13 protein-coding genes are annotated in these 17,220 nt (G+C 67.3%); 8 read left to right on the top strand and 5 right to left on the bottom strand.

Annotation, left to right across the window (positions count from 1 at the left end; all coding sequences use genetic code 11):
- Positions 1-82 precede the first annotated feature (82 nt).
- Positions 83-2,305 carry an anaerobic ribonucleoside-triphosphate reductase gene (gene nrdD / locus Q5923_RS09225; protein WP_303133614.1) on the bottom strand — a complete coding sequence of 741 codons (2,223 nt, stop codon included), beginning with the start codon at positions 2,303-2,305 and terminating at the stop codon, positions 83-85.
- Positions 2,306-2,789: 484 nt separating this feature from the next.
- Between nrdD and Q5923_RS09220 the strand changes: the two genes are divergently transcribed.
- Positions 2,790-3,950, top strand: coding sequence for a pyridoxal phosphate-dependent aminotransferase (locus tag Q5923_RS09220; RefSeq protein ID WP_303133612.1), 1,161 nt, complete (start codon positions 2,790-2,792; stop codon positions 3,948-3,950).
- 186 nt (positions 3,951-4,136) lie between these two features.
- On the top strand, positions 4,137-4,937 hold the full coding sequence (locus tag Q5923_RS09215; protein ID WP_009278706.1) for a Cof-type HAD-IIB family hydrolase: 801 nt from the start codon (positions 4,137-4,139) through the stop codon (positions 4,935-4,937).
- 67 nt (positions 4,938-5,004) lie between these two features.
- Here Q5923_RS09215 and deoC read toward each other — a convergent pair whose 3' ends face one another.
- Entirely contained in the window at positions 5,005-5,715 is a 711-nt protein-coding gene (gene deoC, locus Q5923_RS09210) for a deoxyribose-phosphate aldolase (protein ID WP_303133610.1), read from the bottom strand.
- A 92-nt stretch (positions 5,716-5,807) separates the two neighbouring features.
- Here deoC and Q5923_RS09205 point away from each other — a divergent pair, with 92 nt between their 5' ends.
- The gene (locus tag Q5923_RS09205) at positions 5,808-6,392 is read left to right on the top strand and encodes a nitroreductase family protein (RefSeq protein WP_303133608.1); all 585 of its coding nucleotides are present in this window, start codon (positions 5,808-5,810) and stop codon (positions 6,390-6,392) included.
- Positions 6,393-6,483: 91 nt separating this feature from the next.
- On the opposite strand, the gene Q5923_RS09200 is transcribed toward Q5923_RS09205, so the two are convergent.
- Entirely contained in the window at positions 6,484-9,456 is a 2,973-nt protein-coding gene (locus Q5923_RS09200; protein WP_303133606.1) for an insulinase family protein, read from the bottom strand.
- Positions 9,457-9,612: 156 nt separating this feature from the next.
- On the opposite strand from Q5923_RS09200, the gene Q5923_RS09195 reads away from it, so the two are divergent.
- A complete protein-coding gene (locus tag Q5923_RS09195; protein WP_303133605.1) occupies positions 9,613-10,647 on the top strand; it encodes a DMT family transporter in 1,035 nt (344 codons plus the stop codon).
- Between the two features lie 160 nt (positions 10,648-10,807).
- On the opposite strand, the gene Q5923_RS09190 is transcribed toward Q5923_RS09195, so the two are convergent.
- Positions 10,808-11,257 (bottom strand): universal stress protein, encoded by a 450-nt coding sequence (locus tag Q5923_RS09190; RefSeq protein ID WP_062530582.1) that lies wholly within the window; start codon positions 11,255-11,257, stop codon positions 10,808-10,810.
- A 139-nt stretch (positions 11,258-11,396) separates the two neighbouring features.
- Positions 11,397-12,197: a MurR/RpiR family transcriptional regulator gene (locus Q5923_RS09185; protein ID WP_072500117.1), complete on the bottom strand. Its 801-nt coding sequence runs from the start codon at positions 12,195-12,197 to the stop codon at positions 11,397-11,399.
- A 222-nt stretch (positions 12,198-12,419) separates the two neighbouring features.
- Between Q5923_RS09185 and Q5923_RS09180 the strand changes: the two genes are divergently transcribed.
- The 4 genes from Q5923_RS09180 to Q5923_RS09165 all read left to right on the top strand — a co-directional run bounded on the left by Q5923_RS09180 (position 12,420) and on the right by Q5923_RS09165 (position 17,065).
- Positions 12,420-13,745: a 6-phospho-alpha-glucosidase gene (locus Q5923_RS09180; RefSeq protein WP_303133631.1), complete on the top strand. Its 1,326-nt coding sequence runs from the start codon at positions 12,420-12,422 to the stop codon at positions 13,743-13,745.
- Between the two features lie 132 nt (positions 13,746-13,877).
- Positions 13,878-15,443, top strand: coding sequence for a PTS transporter subunit EIIC (locus tag Q5923_RS09175; RefSeq protein WP_303133602.1), 1,566 nt, complete (start codon positions 13,878-13,880; stop codon positions 15,441-15,443).
- Between the two features lie 2 nt (positions 15,444-15,445).
- Positions 15,446-15,925 carry a PTS glucose transporter subunit IIA gene (locus Q5923_RS09170; protein WP_009278717.1) on the top strand — a complete coding sequence of 160 codons (480 nt, stop codon included), beginning with the start codon at positions 15,446-15,448 and terminating at the stop codon, positions 15,923-15,925.
- Positions 15,926-16,093: 168 nt separating this feature from the next.
- Positions 16,094-17,065: an undecaprenyl-diphosphate phosphatase gene (locus tag Q5923_RS09165; RefSeq protein ID WP_303133601.1), complete on the top strand. Its 972-nt coding sequence runs from the start codon at positions 16,094-16,096 to the stop codon at positions 17,063-17,065.
- The last annotated feature ends 155 nt before the right edge of the window (positions 17,066-17,220 follow it).

Raw genomic sequence — 17,220 nt, 5'->3', positions numbered from 1 at the left:
GCGCCGTGCCTGGAAGCCTCCAGGCACGGCGCGAGTTGCGAGCGCGAGATGTCATGCGGACTAAAACGTCCGCCCCGGCTGCCTACAGGTGCAGCACGCGGTCCTTGATCTCTTCCGTGCGGCCCTGGTTCCAGAACTGGGTGCCGATGTAGCCGCAGGTGCGACGGGCCACGTTCATCTTGGACTGGTCGCGGTTGTGGCAGTGGGGGCACTCCCACACCAGCTTGCCGTCGTCCTCGACGATCTGGATCTCTCCGTCGTAGCCGCAGACCTGGCAGTAGTCGCTCTTGGTGTTGAGCTCCGCGTACATGATGTTGTCGTAGATGAACTGCATCACGCGGATGACGGCCTCGAGGTTGTCCTGCATGTTGGGCACCTCGACGTAGCTGATGGCACCGCCGGGCGAGAGGCGCTGGAACTGGCTCTCGAACTGCAGCTTGGTGAAGGCGTCGATGTCCTCGCGCACGTTCACGTGGTAGGAGTTCGTGATGTAGCCGTGGTCCGTGATGCCCTTCACCATGCCGAAGCGCTTCTGCAGGCACTTCGCGAACTTGTAGGTGGTGGACTCCAGAGGCGTGCCATAGAGGGAGTAATCGATGTCCTCGGCTGCCTTCCACTCGGCGCACTTGTCGTTCATCCTCTGCATGACGGCCAGGCCGAAGTCGGTGCCCTCGGGGTCGGTGTGGCTGTGGCCGGTCATGGCCTTGACGCATTCGTAGAGGCCCGCGTAGCCCAGGCTGATGGTGGAATAGCCGCCGTAGAGCAGCTTGTCGATGCTCTCGCCCTTGTCCAGGCGGGCCAGCGCGCCATACTGCCAGAGGATGGGCGCGGCGTCAGAGAGCGTGCCGGCGAGGCGGTCGTGGCGGCAGCGCAGCGCGGTGTGGCAGAGCTCGAGCCTCTCGTCGAAGATCTGCCAGAAGCGTCCCTCGTCGCCCTGGGCCGAGAGAGCCACGTCGGGCAGGTTGATGGTCACGACGCCCTGGTTGAAGCGGCCGTAGTACTTGGGTTTGCCGGGCTCCCAGTTCTTGGCGCGGGCGACGTTGTCGTAGCCGTTGCCCGTGCGGTCGGGGGTCAGGAAGCTGCGGCAGCCCATGCAGGTGTAGCAGTCGCCGTTGCCCTCGGTCTCTCCCCTGCTGAGCTTGTACTCGCGCATCTTCTTCTCGGAGATGTAGTCGGGCACCATGCGCTTGGCGGTGCACTTGGCGGCCAGCTTGGTGAGGTAGAAGTACTCGCTGCCCTCGCGGACGTTGTCCTCCTCGAGCACGTAGATGAGCTTAGGGAAGGCAGGGGTGATCCACACGCCGGCCTCGTTGCGCACGCCCTGGTAGCGCTGGCGCAGCATCTCCTCGATGCAAAGCGCGAGGTCGTGCTTCTCCTGCTCGTCCTTGGCCTCGTTGAGGTACATGAAGACGGTGATGAAGGGCGCCTGGCCGTTGGTGGTCATGAGGGTCACGACCTGGTACTGGATGGTCTGGACGCCGCGCGCGACCTCCTCGCGCAGGCGCCTCTCGACCAGCTGGTCGATCTGCTCGGGCGTGGGGTGGGCGCCGATGGCCTCCATCTCGGCGAAGACCTGGCGGCGAATCTTCTTGCGGCTCACGTCCACGAAGGGCGCGAGGTGAGCGAGCGAGATGGACTGGCCGCCGTACTGGCAGGAGGCCACCTGGGCGATGATCTGCGTGGCGATGTTGCAGGCGGTCGAGAAGCTGTGTGGCTTCTCGATCATGGTGCCGCTGATCACGGTGCCGTTCTGGAGCATGTCCTCGAGGTTTACGAGGTCGCAGTTGTGCATGTGCTGTGCGTAGTAGTCCGCGTCGTGGAAGTGGATGATGCCCTCGTTGTGGGCGTCCACGACCTCGCGGGGGAGCAGCTCGCGCATGGCGAGGTCCTTCGACACCTCGCCGGCCATGTAGTCGCGCTGGACGCTGACGACGGAGGGGTTCTTGTTGGAGTTCTCCTGCTTGACCTCCTCATTGTTGCTCTCGATGAGCGAGAGGATCTTGTCGTCCGTCGTGTTCTTGTGGCGCTTCTGGTTCTGCACGTAGCGGTAGATGATGTACTTGCGGGCCACGGAGAACCTGTCGAGCGCCATGAGCTGGTCCTCGACGAGGTCCTGGACCTCCTCGACGGTCACGGTGTGCCCGGCCTGGCGGCAGGCGTCCTCGACGTTGAGGGAGGCGAAGCGCACCTCGCGGTCGGTGAGGCGCTCGTTGGCGGGCACCTCCGCATTGGCTGCCTTGATGGCGTTCTCGATCTTGCTGAGGTCGAACTGGACCTCGGAGCCGTTGCGCTTGATGATCTTCATTGCTTCCGCCTTCGTCATCGCTGGTTCGCAGCTGGTTGGGCACACCGCCGAGTTGTTGGGTGCGAGGACAAGACTACCACAACAACTTGGGGCATTTGGTTTACTTTGCCACTAGATATTGTTGATAGTTGGTCGATAAGTCTGTTGATAACTGCCGAGCCCCAGCTCCCGCAATTGGTTCTGATAAAAACATTTAGCTAAGGCGAGAGGGGCGTCTGATGAGTTTGTGTACGCTCCCCACCGCTCGCCGACGGCGGGCGGAAGCGCCATCCTTGGGGGAGAGGGGCGGGGTGCCAACACGGCTGGGGCCCAAACGGATTGCGTACCGTGCATCCTGGGGCCCAAGCGGATTGCGCGTCGTGCATTTGCGCACATCCGCGCATTGTTCGGGCGCCCTCCGTCACACGTCGGCAAAGTTCGCGTGCAAGAATGCTGGCGCCGGGACGTCTCCGGCATCGTGACGGCAATGCGAGGGGAGAGGCGCATGCAGTTCTCTAAGAGGCTCGACCTGTTTGGCAGCGAGGTCTTCGCCACGCTCAACGCGCGTCGTCGCGCCCTTGAGGCGGAGGGCCGGGAGGTCTTCGACCTCTCCGTGGGGACGCCCGACTTCAGGCCGCCCCAGCACGTGGTCGACGCCCTCGTGAGGAGCGCCCAGGACCCGGGCAGCTGGAAGTACAGCCTGCACGACAAGCCCGAGCTGACGCGGGCCGTCTGCGACTACTACCGCGACCGCTTCGGCGTGGCGGGCATCGAGCCCGACATGGTGATGAGCTGTCGCGGTACCCAGGAGGGCATGGGCCACGTCTGCGCCGCGCTCGCCGACCCTGGCGACCTGGCGCTCATTCCCGACCCCTGCTACCCCGTCTTCCAGGCGGGCACGCTCCTGGCCGGGGCCGAGCCCTGGTACTACCCGCTCACGGCCGAGCACGACTTCCTGCCCCACGTGGCGGACATCCCCGACGAGGTCGCCGACCGTGCCAAGTACATGGTGGTCTCGCTCCCCGCCAACCCCGTCGGCTCGGTGGGCACGCCCGAGGTCTACCGCGAGGTCATCGACTTCGCCCGCGCCCATGACATCGTCGTGATCCATGACAACGCCTACTCCGACATCGTCTTCGACGGCCCGGCGGGCGGCTGCTTCCTGCAGTACGAGGGCGCGCTCGACGTGGGCGTGGAGTTCCTCTCGCTCTCGAAGTCCTTCAACGTCACCGGGGCGCGCCTGAGCTTCCTGGTGGGACGGCCCGACGTCGTGGCGGCGGCGCGCAAGCTCCGCAGCCAGGTTGACTTCGGCATGTTCTTCCCCGAGCAGGACGCGGCGATCGCCGCCCTCAGGGGACCTCGCGACCAGGTGGAGGAACAGCGCCTGCTTTACCAGCAGCGCAGGGACGCGCTCTGCGACGGTCTCGAGGCCATAGGCTGGGAGCGTCCCAACGCGCACGGCACGATGTTCGTCTGGGCGCACCTGCCCCACGGCCGCGGCGACTCCGTGGCCTTCACCCTGGAGCTCATGGAGCGCTCCGGCGTCATCGTCTGCCCGGGCGCGAGCTTCGGCCCGGCGGGGGAGGGCTACGTGCGCTTCGCGCTGGTCATGCCCCCCGAGCGCATACGCCGGGCGGTCGGGGCCATCGCCTCCTCGGGGCTCTAGGCAGGGGAGAGGGGCTGGCGGCGCGCTTTGGTGCCCCTCTCCGTCATGTGTGCATAAAAGTGCGGAAAATTGCTCATATCGTGTCGTTCGCCGAGCGGTCTGGGCCGTTCGTGGCTTGCCCCCTACAATTTTTTGGCTGACTAACATACATGACCGGTCGGCCAAAGACGCTAGGAGCAACGCAAGATGCCACTTTGGAACACACCCGGCAGGGTCAAGGCCGCCTTCTTCGACGCAGACGGCACCCTGCTCTCGTTCAAGACCCACCAGGTTCCCGACTCCGCGCAGATCGCCCTCTCGGAGCTCCGGAAGGCCGGCGTGAAGTGCTTCCTCGCCACGGGCCGTCCCCCCTACCAGGTGGACGAGATCCCCATCGACAACCTGGAGGCCTTCATCCTCCTCAACGGCCAGATGATCGTCACTCGCGATGACGTCCTGCATGCCGAGGCCTTGGACCCCGCCGACGTCGCGACGGTGGTGCAACAGGTCAGGGACGGCCTCTACGAATGCCTCTTCATGGAGCGCGGCCGCTGCTACGTGAGCGGGCACGATGACAAGGTGCGCGCCGTGGAGGAGGCCGCCGGGCTCAGCTTCGAGGAGGGGGACATCGAGCAGGCCCTCCACAATGAGATCTTCCAGCTCAACATCTTCCTGGCACCCGGCCAGACCGACGTGGTGACCAACGCCACCAGCAACATGCGCCTCACCCGCTGGTCGCCGCACTTCGTGGACGCCTTCCCCCGCCACGGCGGCAAGGCGCGCGCGGTGCGCCGCCTGCTCGACGAGTACGGCATCGCTCCCGACGAGGCGATCTGCTTCGGCGACGGCGGCAACGACCTCGAGATGTTTGGCGTGGTGGGCACCTCGATCGCCATGGGCAACGCCAACGACGACGTTCGTGAGCAGGCCGACTATGTCACCGACGACGTGGACGAGGGCGGCATCTACAATGCCTGCTTCAGGCTGGGACTCGTGACCGAGGCGTAAGGGCACGACCCTGCTCCCGCCTGGGCTGGGGGACGGCGGCCAGACCGCCGACGTCCTGGTCCAAGGCCTATAGCTCGAGACACGCTGCGCCGCTGGCATCGAGCCGGCGGTGCAGCTCCTCCATGATGGGGATCCCCGCCGAGCAGCCGATCCTGCGGGCACCGGCTGCCACCAGCGCGAGGAAGGAGCCGGCGTCGCGGATGCCACCCGCTGCCTTGACCTTGACCCTCTCGCCCACGTTGGCCACCATCAGTCGCACGTCCTCCACGGTGGCGCCGCCGCTGCCGAAGCCGGTCGAGGTCTTCACGAAGTCGGGCCCCACCTCTCGCGCGATTTGGCAGAGTGCGAGTTTCTCCTCCAGGCCCAGGTAGCAGTTCTCGAAGATGACCTTGCAGAGGACGCCCGCCTTGTGGCAGGTGGTGACCATCTGCCGCATCTCGTCGGCGACGTAGTCCCACCTGCCCTCTTTGACCTGGGTGAGGTTGACCACGTAGTCTATCTCGCTCGCCCCGGAGGCCAGGGCGTCCTTGGTCTCGAAGACCTTCGCCGCGACGGAGACCTGGCCCAGGGGGAACCCGATCGCCGCTCCTACCCGCACGTCGGTGCCCGCGAGGGCTGATGCGCAGAGGGCGGACTGCACGGGGTTCACGGCGACCATGGCGAAGTGGTACCTCCTCGCCTCGTCGCAGAGGCGCAGGATGTCCGCTTCGCGGGCGTCTGCGTGGAGGTTGGTGTGGTCCACGAGGCGGCAGAGCTCGTCCAGGGTGTAGCGTGTCATGCGTCTCTCCCTTGTTTCGTCTTGCCGCGCCCGCGGGTGCGGCCCACTCCCACGAGTATGCTCGCGGCAGGGCCAAGGCGAGAGGGGAAGAGATGCGAGCGGACGAGTTCGAGGGGCTGCTGAGGCAGGCGAGGAGCATCCGGAGGTTCGACGGGTCGAGGCCCGTGGGCAGGGAGGGGCTCCTGGGGCTGGTTGCCGCGGCGCGGCTGGCTCCCACCGCAAACAACTCCCAGATGCTGCGCTTCCGCCTGGTGTTCGAGCCGGAGGAGGTCGCGGCGACCTTTGCGACCCATCGTTGGGCGGCCGCCATCAAGGACTGGGACGGTCCCGAGCCGGGCGAGAGGCCCACGGCATACCTCGCCGTCTGTGCGCCGTCAGAGATGGCGGAGCTCCCCATCCGCAACGTCGACGCAGGCATAGCCGCCGAGGCGATCGCGCTCGCCGCGAGCGCCCGCGGCCTGGGAGCCTGCATGATAAAGAGCTATGGTCCCGAGCTCGACCAGGTCCTGGGCCTGGGAGAGAGGGGCCTGGCGTGCCTGCTGCTCGTCGCGGTGGGCTGGCCTGCCGAGGAGGTGCGCCTCGAGGATGCCGATGGGGTCGGCGGACTTGCCTATTGGCATGACGAGGAACGAGTCAACCACGTGCCCAAGCTCTCCGTGGAGGAGCTCTTGGCCTAGGGGTGACCACCGCCGCCGGCGCGTAGCCAAAGGGGCGGGGGCGACCGCTCGCGTGGCCGTCCCCGCCTGCGCCTTGCTTGGTGGCCCGCTCCTAGCCTTCTGCGGCCTCGTTCTCCACCGCCGCGTCCCTTAGGTCGATGACCTGGTCAAATGTGAGGCCCGAGCCTTTGACCTGCTCCTGGGGGCCAAAGACGCAGAGGCTGCGCCTCTCCTCAAGCCCATCCAGGCACGTTGCCATGGAACGCAGGGTCTCCTGCGTGGTTCCCAGGATCTGCCCGCGCAGCTCCGCGCGCCAGCCCTCGGGGCGGCCCGAGAGGTCCAGGCCGTCCTGCCTGCGGACGAGCTGGCGGGGCTTCACCGGGTTGTCGTGCGCGGCGACGCAGGACACGACGTAGCCCTCGAGCTCGGCCTGGCTGGCGTCCCAGGAGCGCAGCCAGTCGGCGCTGCCCTCGTAGCGGGCGATGCTGGGGGTGACGACGGGGTCGCGGTAGGACCAGAACTGCGGGAGCCCGCTGGTGGTGCGGCGGAAGCCGACGCCGTAGGCGCCACCCTTCACGCGCACCTCGTTCCAGAGGTAGTCGAAGCTCAGCGCGCGCGAGGCGACGGCCCAGTTGCCGGGGCCGAAGGCGTCGGCAGCCGAGGGGGCGGCCCCCTCTCCCACGTAGCTCACGTTGGAGGCGATGAGGAAGGCCTCGTCCTGGGCCTTGGGCGCGGGGAGCTCGAGCCTGTGCGCCGCCGCGTCCCCTGCGGGGGAGAGACCCAGGCTGCCGCCCGCCGCCCAGAACGCGTCCAGGTCCGCGCGAGGTCCGGTGAAGCTCACCAGCACCTCGTCGGAGCTGAAGACGCGCCGCGCGACGTCTGCGAGCCGCGCGCAGAGCTCGTTCTTGCGCTCGTCCCAGCTGGCGAGGAGCTCCCTCAGGAAGAGGTAGAGGCCCACGCCGCCCAGCGCGTCAGCCGCCGTGGCGGAGCGCGAGTAGTGGGTGGAGAGGCGCGCCATCGCGGCGGCGTGCCCGTTGTTCTGGAAGTACTGGGAGAGCGCGATGCGCCTCTGCTGGAGGATGGCCAGGATGCGCTCCTGGTCGTCGAAGAGGGTGGAGCCCCACACCTCGGCGGGGATGGTCGCGGCGTCGGCGACGCGCTCCGAGAGCGAGCTCACTCCCACGACCAGGTAGGGCCTGGCCTCGTCGAGGCTGCCCTGCCACGCGTAGGAGTCGCAGAAGAAGTCCAGGCTGCCCAGCCTGCCCTCCACCAGCGTGTCGAGCTCGGCGGCACTGTGCTCGCGGGTGCCCAGGCGCCCCAGGAGCTCGGCCAGGACGCTCGCGTAGGGAAGTTCGTCCGCCGTCAGGCGGCGCAGGTCGAAGTAGTGGTAGACGTAGTCGATCCGATGTGTGGGGATGTCGTGCCAGACGCAGGGGAGAGGCGCCTCGACGCGCTCCTCGCGTGGCTCGGCGGGGGCCTCGGCGATGTCCGCGACGCCCAGGCGCGGGAGGCGCGCCACGTCGGCCGGGTCGTCTGGCGCCTCCTGCTCGCGCCTCAGGGCCTCGAGCTCGGACGCGACTGCGGCATAGGCCTCGTCATCCATGCCCGCGCGCAGCTCCGCAAGCCGTGCCGTCTCGTCGGCCGCGGCACCGTCCTCCACGGGCACGAGCTCCACCTCGGCGTTGTGCGCGCTGTGGCAGACCAGCTCGTCCAGGAGACGCTCGAAGTAGCCGTCGGAGAGCCCCTCTCGCATGGAGTCTATGCAGTCCTGGAAGCGCAGGTAGTCCACCGGGCGCTCGTCGTCGTAGAGCCAGCTCGACATCGCCTGCATGGAGAGGGCCACTCCGTCGGCGTAGTAGCCCCAGTCGCCCTCGCGCAGGTTGAACTCCGCCTGGGCGAGTGACGCCTCGAGGCGCTCCCTGCCGATGCCGTCCCGCACAAGCCGGGCGCAGGTCCCCTCCACGAGCTCGCGGAGCGCCGGTCCGGAGTCGGGCCTGGTCCCCTTGGCGTGGAAGGCGACCTGAGGCTGGAGCTCTCCGTCCACCAGGATGCCCTGGAACTCGTCCGCGAGCCCGCTCTGGAGCACCGCGCGCTTGAGCGGGGCCTCGTTGGAGCCACAGAGGGCGTCGAGCAGGACGTCCGCCGCGAGCACGCGCTCGCGCTGGCCTGCCGTGCCGATGACGTACGAGAGGCCTACGGCGGCGTTGCCGGGGGCGGTGGCCATGCGCACCTTGGCCAGGGCGGGGCGCACGGGCTCCTGCGGCTCGAGCGGGTTGGGGGCGCCGGCGTGGCGGTCCTCGGCGCCGTCGAAGCGCTCGGCGATGAAGGCCAGCTCGCGCTCGATGTCCAGGTCGCCGTAGAGCACGGTGTAGCTGTTGGGCAGGGCGTAGTGGCGGGCGTGGGAGTCCAGGAACCCCTCGTAGCTCAGGTCGGGGATGGAGGAGGGGTCGCCGCCGGAGTCGAAGCGGTAGGCGTTGGTGGGGAAGAGCTGGCGGTCGAGGGCCTGGAAGAGGACGTCGTCGGGGTCCGAGGTGGCGCCCCTCATCTCGTTGTAGACGACGCCGTTGTAGGCGAGGCCGCCGTCCTCCGTAGGCTCGAGGTGCCAGCCCTCCTGCTCGAAGATACGCTTGCGCCTCCAGATGGAGGGGTGCAGGACGGCGTCGAGGTAGACGCCCATGAGGTTCTCGAGGTCGGCCACGTTGGTGGAGGCCACCGGGTACATGGTCTTGTCGGGGAAGGTGATGGCGTTGAGGAAGGTCTGCATGGAGCTCTTGATCAGGTTGACGAAGGGCTCCTTGACGGGGTAGCGGTCGCTGCCGCAGAGCACGGAGTGCTCGAGGATGTGGAAGACGCCCGTGTCGTCCTTGGGCGGGGTCTTGAAGGCGATGGAGAAGGACTTGTTGTCGTCCGGGACGGCGAGCCACATCAGGCGCGCGCCGCTCGCGTCGTGGCGCATGACGTAGGCGGTGCCCCCCAGCTCCTCCAGGGGCTCGACCGAACGGACGGTGAACCCGGCGTGCCGCGTGCCGGGCGCGAGGCTGGGGTCGGGCGTGGTGAAGGGAACTCCGCTCTTGCTTGCTGGCATCTTCTCTCCCTCGTTGCCGCGGTCTCGGCCGCGGGCGTCTGTGGACCGCATAGGCTTCCGATGTGCTTAACTTACCCCGCCCGCCGCGTTGTAAGCTCAGCAGGCAAAAGCTTGGGACGATTCTGCGCGCCACGTGGCGTGCGACGGAGGTCTGCGGTGGGGAAAGAGGCAAAGGGGAGCGTGACGGCCGTCGACGGGGGAGCCGCCGCGGACGGCGCCTGCGGGCGAGAGGGCCTCGCATCCGGTGCCGCACGGGCATCCGTCGGTGCCGTGGGGGCGGGCGTTCGCAGCCGTGCCGGCGCTGCCGACGAGGACGCGAGGCGCAAGGTCAGAGGGACGCTCCTCACCCTGGCGGGCGGCACGCTCTGGGGGCTCAACGGCACGCTCTCGAAGCTCCTCATGGGCAGCTACGCCGTGGACCCGCTCTGGATGGTCTGCGTGAGGGAGCTCACCGCCTGCTGGCTCTTCCTGGCCATGGCGGTCCTGGGCTCGCCCGGGCGCCTGGGAGGGCTCCTGCGCGACCGTCGCTCACTGCGCGGCGTGGTGGGCGTGGCCTTCGGCTCCATCCTGCTCTCGCAGGTCGCCTACCTCGAGGCCATCGACTGGACGAACTCCGCCACCGCGACGGTGCTCCAGAGCCTGAACGTCGTCATCGTCATGCTGGTGGTGTGCGTGCACGGGCGCAGGAGGCCTCGCAGGAGGGAACTCGCGGGAGTGGTGCTTGCCTTCGGGGGCACCTATCTGGTCGCCACGGGGGGCAACCCAGCCACGCTCTCGCTGCCGCCGGAGGGCCTCGCCTGGGGCCTCGCCTGTGCCGTCGCCGCGACGATCCTGGACATCCAGCCGCTCGAGCTCATCCGCCGCTGGGGGAACTTCGCCGTGAACGGCATCGCATTCCTCGTGTCTGGCGTGGCCCTCTCGCTGGCGTACCGACCCTGGGAGCACATGCCCTCCCTCGACGGCATGGGCTGGCTCATGGTCGCCGCCTCGGTGGTGCTGGGGACCTTTGGCGCCTATGCCCTCTACCTGCAGGGAATGAAGGAGGTGGGCTCCGTTCGCGGCTCGATGCTGGGCACGGTCGAACCCGTGGTTGCCACGCTGAGCTCGGTGCTCTGGCTCGGGGTGGTGTTCGGGCCGGCTGAGCTCGCCGGCTTCGCCATGATCATCGCCATGGTCTTCCTCACGGCGTAGGGGGGAGGGGATTCTCTCCTGGAAGAGGTGGGGGGCGGTCCGTCTCTGCCGGTGGCATGGCATGCAGAACTCGCCCGAGACGGCGACTTTCTGCCAACTCGGGCGAGTCCTGAACGATTCCGCGTCGGGACCCTTGCGACCGGCCGAGCCTCCTGCCGGCCTACTTGATGACCAGCGTGTCGCAGCTGGCGCTCCTGGTGAGGAAGGTCGAGATCGAGCCCAGGAGGGCGTACTTGATCGATGAGAGCCCGCGTGCGCCGCAGATGATGAGGTCGGGATGGATGACGTCGATCATCTCTTCCTTCAGGGTCTCACGGATGCGTCCGGCGCGCACGATGACCTCGACGCGCTTGATCTGGCCCTCCGCCTCGGCCTCGGCCACCTGGTCGGCGATGGACGCGCGGAAGTCCTCCTCCAGCGTGGCCACGAGCCCCGTGGGGAAGCTCCCCGCCGCCTCGAGCGCCGTGGCGTCGATGACGTGGCCTATGTAGAGCTCGGCGTTGTTGTTTGCCGCGACGATGATCGCCCGTCGCAGCACCTCCCCCTGCTGCTCGGTTCCGTCCAGGGTGACGAGGATCTTGTCGTAGCCCAGGTCCTGGTAGCTTGCCATGGGAACACCTCCAGAGGACGAATGGCACGTTTCCTGGAGTGTACCCGCGGGCGCGGATGGCACCCGCGGCCACGCTGCCGTCGGCCCCTCTGGTGGCGTGGGCGGCGTCCCGGCCTCTGTAGGCGAGAGGGACGCGCCCCTAGGACAGCAGCCCCTCCGACATGGGGTCCGTGCGGCCCTCGTCCGAGGCGGGCCCCTCGCCTCGCGAGGTCACGCGCGCGAAGAGCCGCTCGAAGATGACCTCCATCACGTAGTAGAAGGCCAGGCGGCTGTTGAGGTCCATGTCGTCGTAGGTGATCTGGCGGTCAACCGCATAGAGGGCGTGGTCGGCCAGGGAAGCCAGGCGGTTCTTCGAGAGGCCCGTGAGCGTCACGACCCTCACGCCGCGCGCCTTGGCTATGAGCGTCGAGTCGATCGAGACGCCGGTCTCGCCGCTCACGCTGACGGCGAAGAGCAGGTCGTTGCTGCCCAGGAGCTTGGCGGTGTGGGTCATGACGTGACGCTCCCTGAGCACCTCCGCATGCTTTCCCAGGATCTTGAGCTTGCTGCAGAGGTCCTCGCAGGGCAGGACCGAGAGGCCCGAGGCGAAGAAGACGACCTGGTCGGCGGACTCGATGGCATCGACGACCTCCTCCACGAGGCGGTCGTTCAGGAGCTCGCGAGTGCGGACGATGGACTCGTCCAGGCTGGTCCGCTCGATGGTGAAGTTGCGCTCCTCGAGCGAGACGAGATATGAGGACTTCATCTCGTTGAAGCCGGAGAAGCCCAGCTTGTGAGCAAGCCGGGTGATCGCGTTGGGCGCCACGTAGAAGTGCCCCGCGAGCTCCTTGGCGCTGAGCTGCCGCACGCGGTCCTTGGAGGCGACCACGTAGCGCAGGATGTCGGTCTCCATGCGATTGAGCTTGAGCGAGTTCTCCCTCACCGCGTCGTAGAACCTCATGTCGTCTCCCGTCGACGAGCGCGCTCGTGTATTCCTACACACGATTGTGTACGTATACCAGATGCGTGGCGCGCGTCCAAACGTCGTGGTCAGGGGCGCTTCCGGCAGATGCCTCCTGTACAACGTTGCCGACGGGAAGGACGGTCGCCAAATCCCGGGAGGCGACGGCCCGGCCCCTTGGAAGAGAAGGCGCAACTGAGCACAGAGAGGCCAGTGATCCTCATGAAGGACAAGCTCAACATCGTCATCGTCGGCGGCGGCTCCACCTGGTGCCCCGGCATCCTCAAGTCCCTTACCAAGCATCAGGACATCTTCCCGCTCAGGCGCGTTGTCATGTTCGACACCGATGCCGAGCGCCAGGCCGTGATCGGCGACTTCGGAAAGATCCTCTTCCGCGAGGAGGCTCCGGGCGTCGAGTTCGACTACACCACCGACAAGGACGTCGCCTACGAGGACGTCGACTTCGTCCTCTGCCAGATTCGCACCGGCGGCTACGACATGCGCTCCAAGGACGAGAAGATCCCCCTGTCCATGGGCCTGATCGGCCAAGAGACCGTCGGCGCGGGTGGCATGGCCTACGGCATCCGCTCCATGAGCGACATGATCCAGATCGTGAAGGACGTGCGTGCCCGCAGCCCCAAGGCGTGGATTATCAACTACACCAACCCCGCGGCCCTCGTCGCCTACGGCCTGGCACGCGTCTTCCCGGACGAGAGGCGCATCCTCAACATCTGCGACCAGCCCGTCAACCTGCTGCGCTCCTATGGCAGGCTCCTGGGCAAGGACCCCAGCAACTGGGAGCCCACCTACTTCGGCCTCAACCACTTCGGCTGGTTCACGCACCTCTATGACGAGTCCGGCCACGACCTGGTGCCCGACATCAAGGAGCACACCAAGAAGTTTGGCTTCAAGCCCGTCGACGCCGAGCAGCGCGACCAGTCCTGGCTCGACACCTACGCCATGGTGGCTGACATGCTCGACGACTTCCCCGAGTACCTGCCCAACACCTACCTGCAGTACTACCTGTACCCCAAGTACAAGGTCGCGCACCTCGACCCCAACTACACCCGCAGCGACGAGGTCATAAACGGGCGAGAGAAGCGCGTCTTCGAGGAGTGCCGCCGCGTGGCGAAGGTGGGCACCGCCCAGGGCTCGTCGGTCGTCCAGAACGACGCCCACGGCGACATGATCGTCGAGGTCTCCTCCGCGATCTACCGCAACACCCGCAAGACCTTCATCGTCATGGTGCGCAACGACGGCATCATCAAGGACTTCCCTGACGACGCCCAGGTCGAGATCGCCGCGAGCGTGGGCGTCAACGGCCCCGTGCCGTACGCGGTGGGCAAGATCGACACCTTCTACCACGGTCTCATGGTGAACCAGTACTCCTACGAGCGCCTGGCCATCGAGGCCTACCTCGAGCACTCCTACGGCAAGGCGCTTCAGGCGCTCACCCTCAACAGGCTCGTCAACGACGGCAAGGAGGCCCGCAAGGTCCTCGACAAGCTCGTCGAGGCCAACGAGGGCTACTGGCCCGAGCTCCACTAGGGGGCCTTGGGCAACGGCGGGGCGCGCCGTCAGGGTCGCGTCCCGCACCATCAGGGGAGCTGCGAGCGGCGACGCGCGCGACAGGGGCCCTGCCCGGGCGCGCCGCCCCCGCACAAGGAAAGGCAGTTGGCTATGAACAAGGAAGAGGCACTCGCCAAGTTCCAGCGGCTCGGCAAGGTGCTCATGACGCCGGTCCTGATCCTGCCCATCGCGGGCATCTTGGTCGGCCTGGGCAGCGCCTTCACCAGCAAGTCCCTGCTCAACGTGGCGCCTTGGCTGGGCGCTGCGGTGCCGGGCATGCTCTTCTCGCTCTGCAAAGTGGCGGGCAACGTGGTCATGGGCAACATCCCCATGCTCTTCGCCATCTGCGTGGCCTACGGCTTCGCCAAGTCCGAGAAGGCCACCGCGGCCCTCTGCGGCTTCATCGGATACATGACGATGAACGCCGTCATGGGGACCTTCCTCACCAAGCTGGGGACCATAGACCCCAAGAATCTGGCGACCGGCCAGGCGGCCATCCTGGGCACCGTCACGCTCGACACCGGCGTCATCGGCGGCCTCGTCGTGGGCGCGCTCGTGGCCTGGGTCCACAACCGCTGGTACAAGATCGAGCTCCCACCCGTGCTCTCGATCTTCAACGGCACGCGCTTCATCCCCGCCGCCACCATCGCCTTCTGCAGCCTCCTGGGCATCGTGATGTCCTTCGTGTTCCCGCCCATCCAGGCCTCGCTCGGCGCCCTCAGCGCCTTCATCCGTAGCGCGGGTGCCCTGGGCAGCTTCGTCTATGGCTCCTGCGAGAGGCTGCTGCTGCCCTTTGGCCTCCACCACTTCGTGTACCTGCCCTTCATGTTCACCAACCTGGGCGGCAGCCAGACCATCGACGGCAACGCGGTGAGCGGTGCGGTCAACATCTACAACGCGATCGTCAGCTCCAACGACAGGAGCTTTGACATCGAGGTCTCGCGCTTCGTCATGAACGGCAAGGTCGTCTTCGCCATGTTCGGCCTGCCCGGTGCCGCGCTCGCCTTCTGGCGCACCGCGCTTCCCCAGAACAGGCGCAAGGTCGGCGCCCTCATGGTGGCCTCGCTGATCCCCTGCGTCTTCATGGGAATCACCGAACCCGTCGAGTACGCCTTCCTCTTCGTCGCCCCCGTGCTCTTCGTCGTGCATGCCATCATGGCGGGCCTCGCCTACGCCCTCACCTACCTGCTCAACTTCAACGTGGCGGGGTCGACCGCCTTCGGAGGCCCGTTCCTCTCGCTCGTGTTCAACGGCATCCTGGGCAGCGCCAAGGGCTCCAACTGGTGGGTGATCCTGGTCCTCGGCCCCATCTACTTCGCCGTGTACTACCTCTCGTTCCGCTTCCTCATCCTCAAGCAGGACCTCAAGACCCCTGGCCGCGAGGACGACGGCCAGGACGTCAAGGAGGTGGCCAGCGCCGGCGCGCCGAGCTCCGAGCTCGTGGAGAGGATCGTCGAGGCCGTGGGCGGGCCCCAGAACATCGGCAACGCCGACGCCTGCTTCAGCCGACTCCGCCTCATGCTGGTCGACTCCTCCGCGGTCGAGCCTGACGAGTACTTCACCAAGGAGCTGGGCGCCCACGGCATAGTCCACGTGAGCGGTGGCGTCCAGATCGTCTATGGCAACAAGGCGTCGCTCTATGCCACGCAGATGCGCGAGATTCTGGAGATGGAGTAGGGATGGGGCTCTTCGACCTTTTTTCGGGCAGAGGCGGGGTGTGCGTCCTGAGCCCTGCGGCCGGCGAGGCGCTCCCGCTCTCGAGCTGCTCCGACCCGGTGTTCGCCCAGGGGATGATGGGTCGGGGCGTGGTGCTCCTGCCCAGCGAGGGACGGCTCTGCTCGCCCGTGGACGGTAGCGTCGAGGTGGTCTTCGACACCCTGCACGCCATCGGCATCAGGTCCGACTCGGGCCTTGACGTGATGCTCCACGTGGGCATCGACACCGTCGAGCTCAATGCGGCGCCCTTCGTGGCGCACGTCAGGGTGGGCGACCGCGTGAGGGCGGGACAGCCCCTGCTCGATGCCGACCTCGATGCCATCCGGAAGGCGGGCAAGAGCACCGAGACCGTGGTCACGGTGACGGACGCCGACGAACGGCAGGTCAGCGACTTCGCCTCCGGCAGCCTGCGCCGCGGGGACGTGCTCTTCTCCGTACGCTAGCCCTGGCCACCGCGGCAGACATGAACGGCCCCGGCATGCACGTGGTGTCGGGGCCGTTCGCGTTTCTCGTGGTGAGAGGCCGTCCCGGCGCCCGGCATGTGCCGGCGCTGTCATAGTTAGCCCGAACGCTCGGGGTCCGTCCCGGGAACCGCGTCGTGGGGAGGGCCCATGGATCTGGTCGAGTTTCTGAAGGCCGCGCTCTTCGGTCTGGTCGAGGGGGTCACGGAGTGGCTTCCCGTCTCGTCCACAGGACACATGCTGCTGCTCCAGCAGTTCGTGAGCCTCGACGTGTCCGTCGACTTCTGGAACATGTTCCTGGTCGTGATCCAGCTGGGCGCCATTCTCGCTGTCTGCGTGCTCTACTTCGGCGAGCTCAACCCCTTCTCGCGCGAGAAGGACGCCGCGCGACGCAGGGCCACCTGGTCGCTGTGGGCCAAGATCGTCGTCGCTTGCCTTCCCGCCGCGGTCATCGGCATCCCCCTCAACGACTGGATGGAGGAGCACCTGGGCGGTCCCTTCGTGATCGCCGGTGCCCTCATCGTCTATGGCATCGCCTTCATCGTCATCGAGTCCGGGCGAGAGAGACGTGCCGCCGCGCTTGCCGCCGCGGGTGGGGCCGGGGCCGTCATGTTGGCTGCGCGCCGCGCTGGCACCGCGGAGGGTCCGCGCCACCTCGCGGCGCGTGCCGAGGGGCCGGAGACGGACGGGCCGTCTGCCCTTGCCGACGCGGGCGCCCGCGTGCGTGACATAGACTCCCTCGACTGGCCCACGGCGATTGGCATCGGCGTGTTCCAGGTGCTCTCGATGGTGCCAGGCACGTCTCGCTCCGGCTCCACCATCATCGGCGGCCTGATCTTGGGCTGCTCCCGCAAGGTCGCGGCGGAGTTTACCTTCTACCTGGCCATCCCCGTGATGTTTGGCGCGAGCGCCCTCCGACTCGTCAAGTTCTTCCTCAAGGGCAACGGATTCGCGCCCAACGAGGCCATGGTCCTCGCCGTGGGGTGCGTGGTGGCGTTCGTGGTCTCCCTCGCCGTCATCCGCTTCCTCATGGGATACATCCGAAGGCACGACTTCCGGCCCTTCGGCTGGTACCGCATCGCGCTGGGCGCGGCGGTCATCGCTTACTTCCTCCTGGCCTAGGACCAGGGGAGGTGGCGCTCGCCCCTCTCGCCTTGCCTGCCCGCCGCGAGTCTCTGCCCCGGCCTTGGTCCCATCAGACCTGCCCGGGGCACATTTTTTGGGCTCCTCATCATCTCTGGTGGCTACCACTCCCCGGGACGGGAGGCGGCCCCCCG

The sequence above is a fragment of the uncultured Olsenella sp. genome, from assembly GCF_959602185.1.
Taxonomy (GTDB): domain Bacteria; phylum Actinomycetota; class Coriobacteriia; order Coriobacteriales; family Atopobiaceae; genus Olsenella_I; species Olsenella_I phocaeensis.
This window is presented reverse-complemented; position numbering and strand designations above follow the sequence as displayed.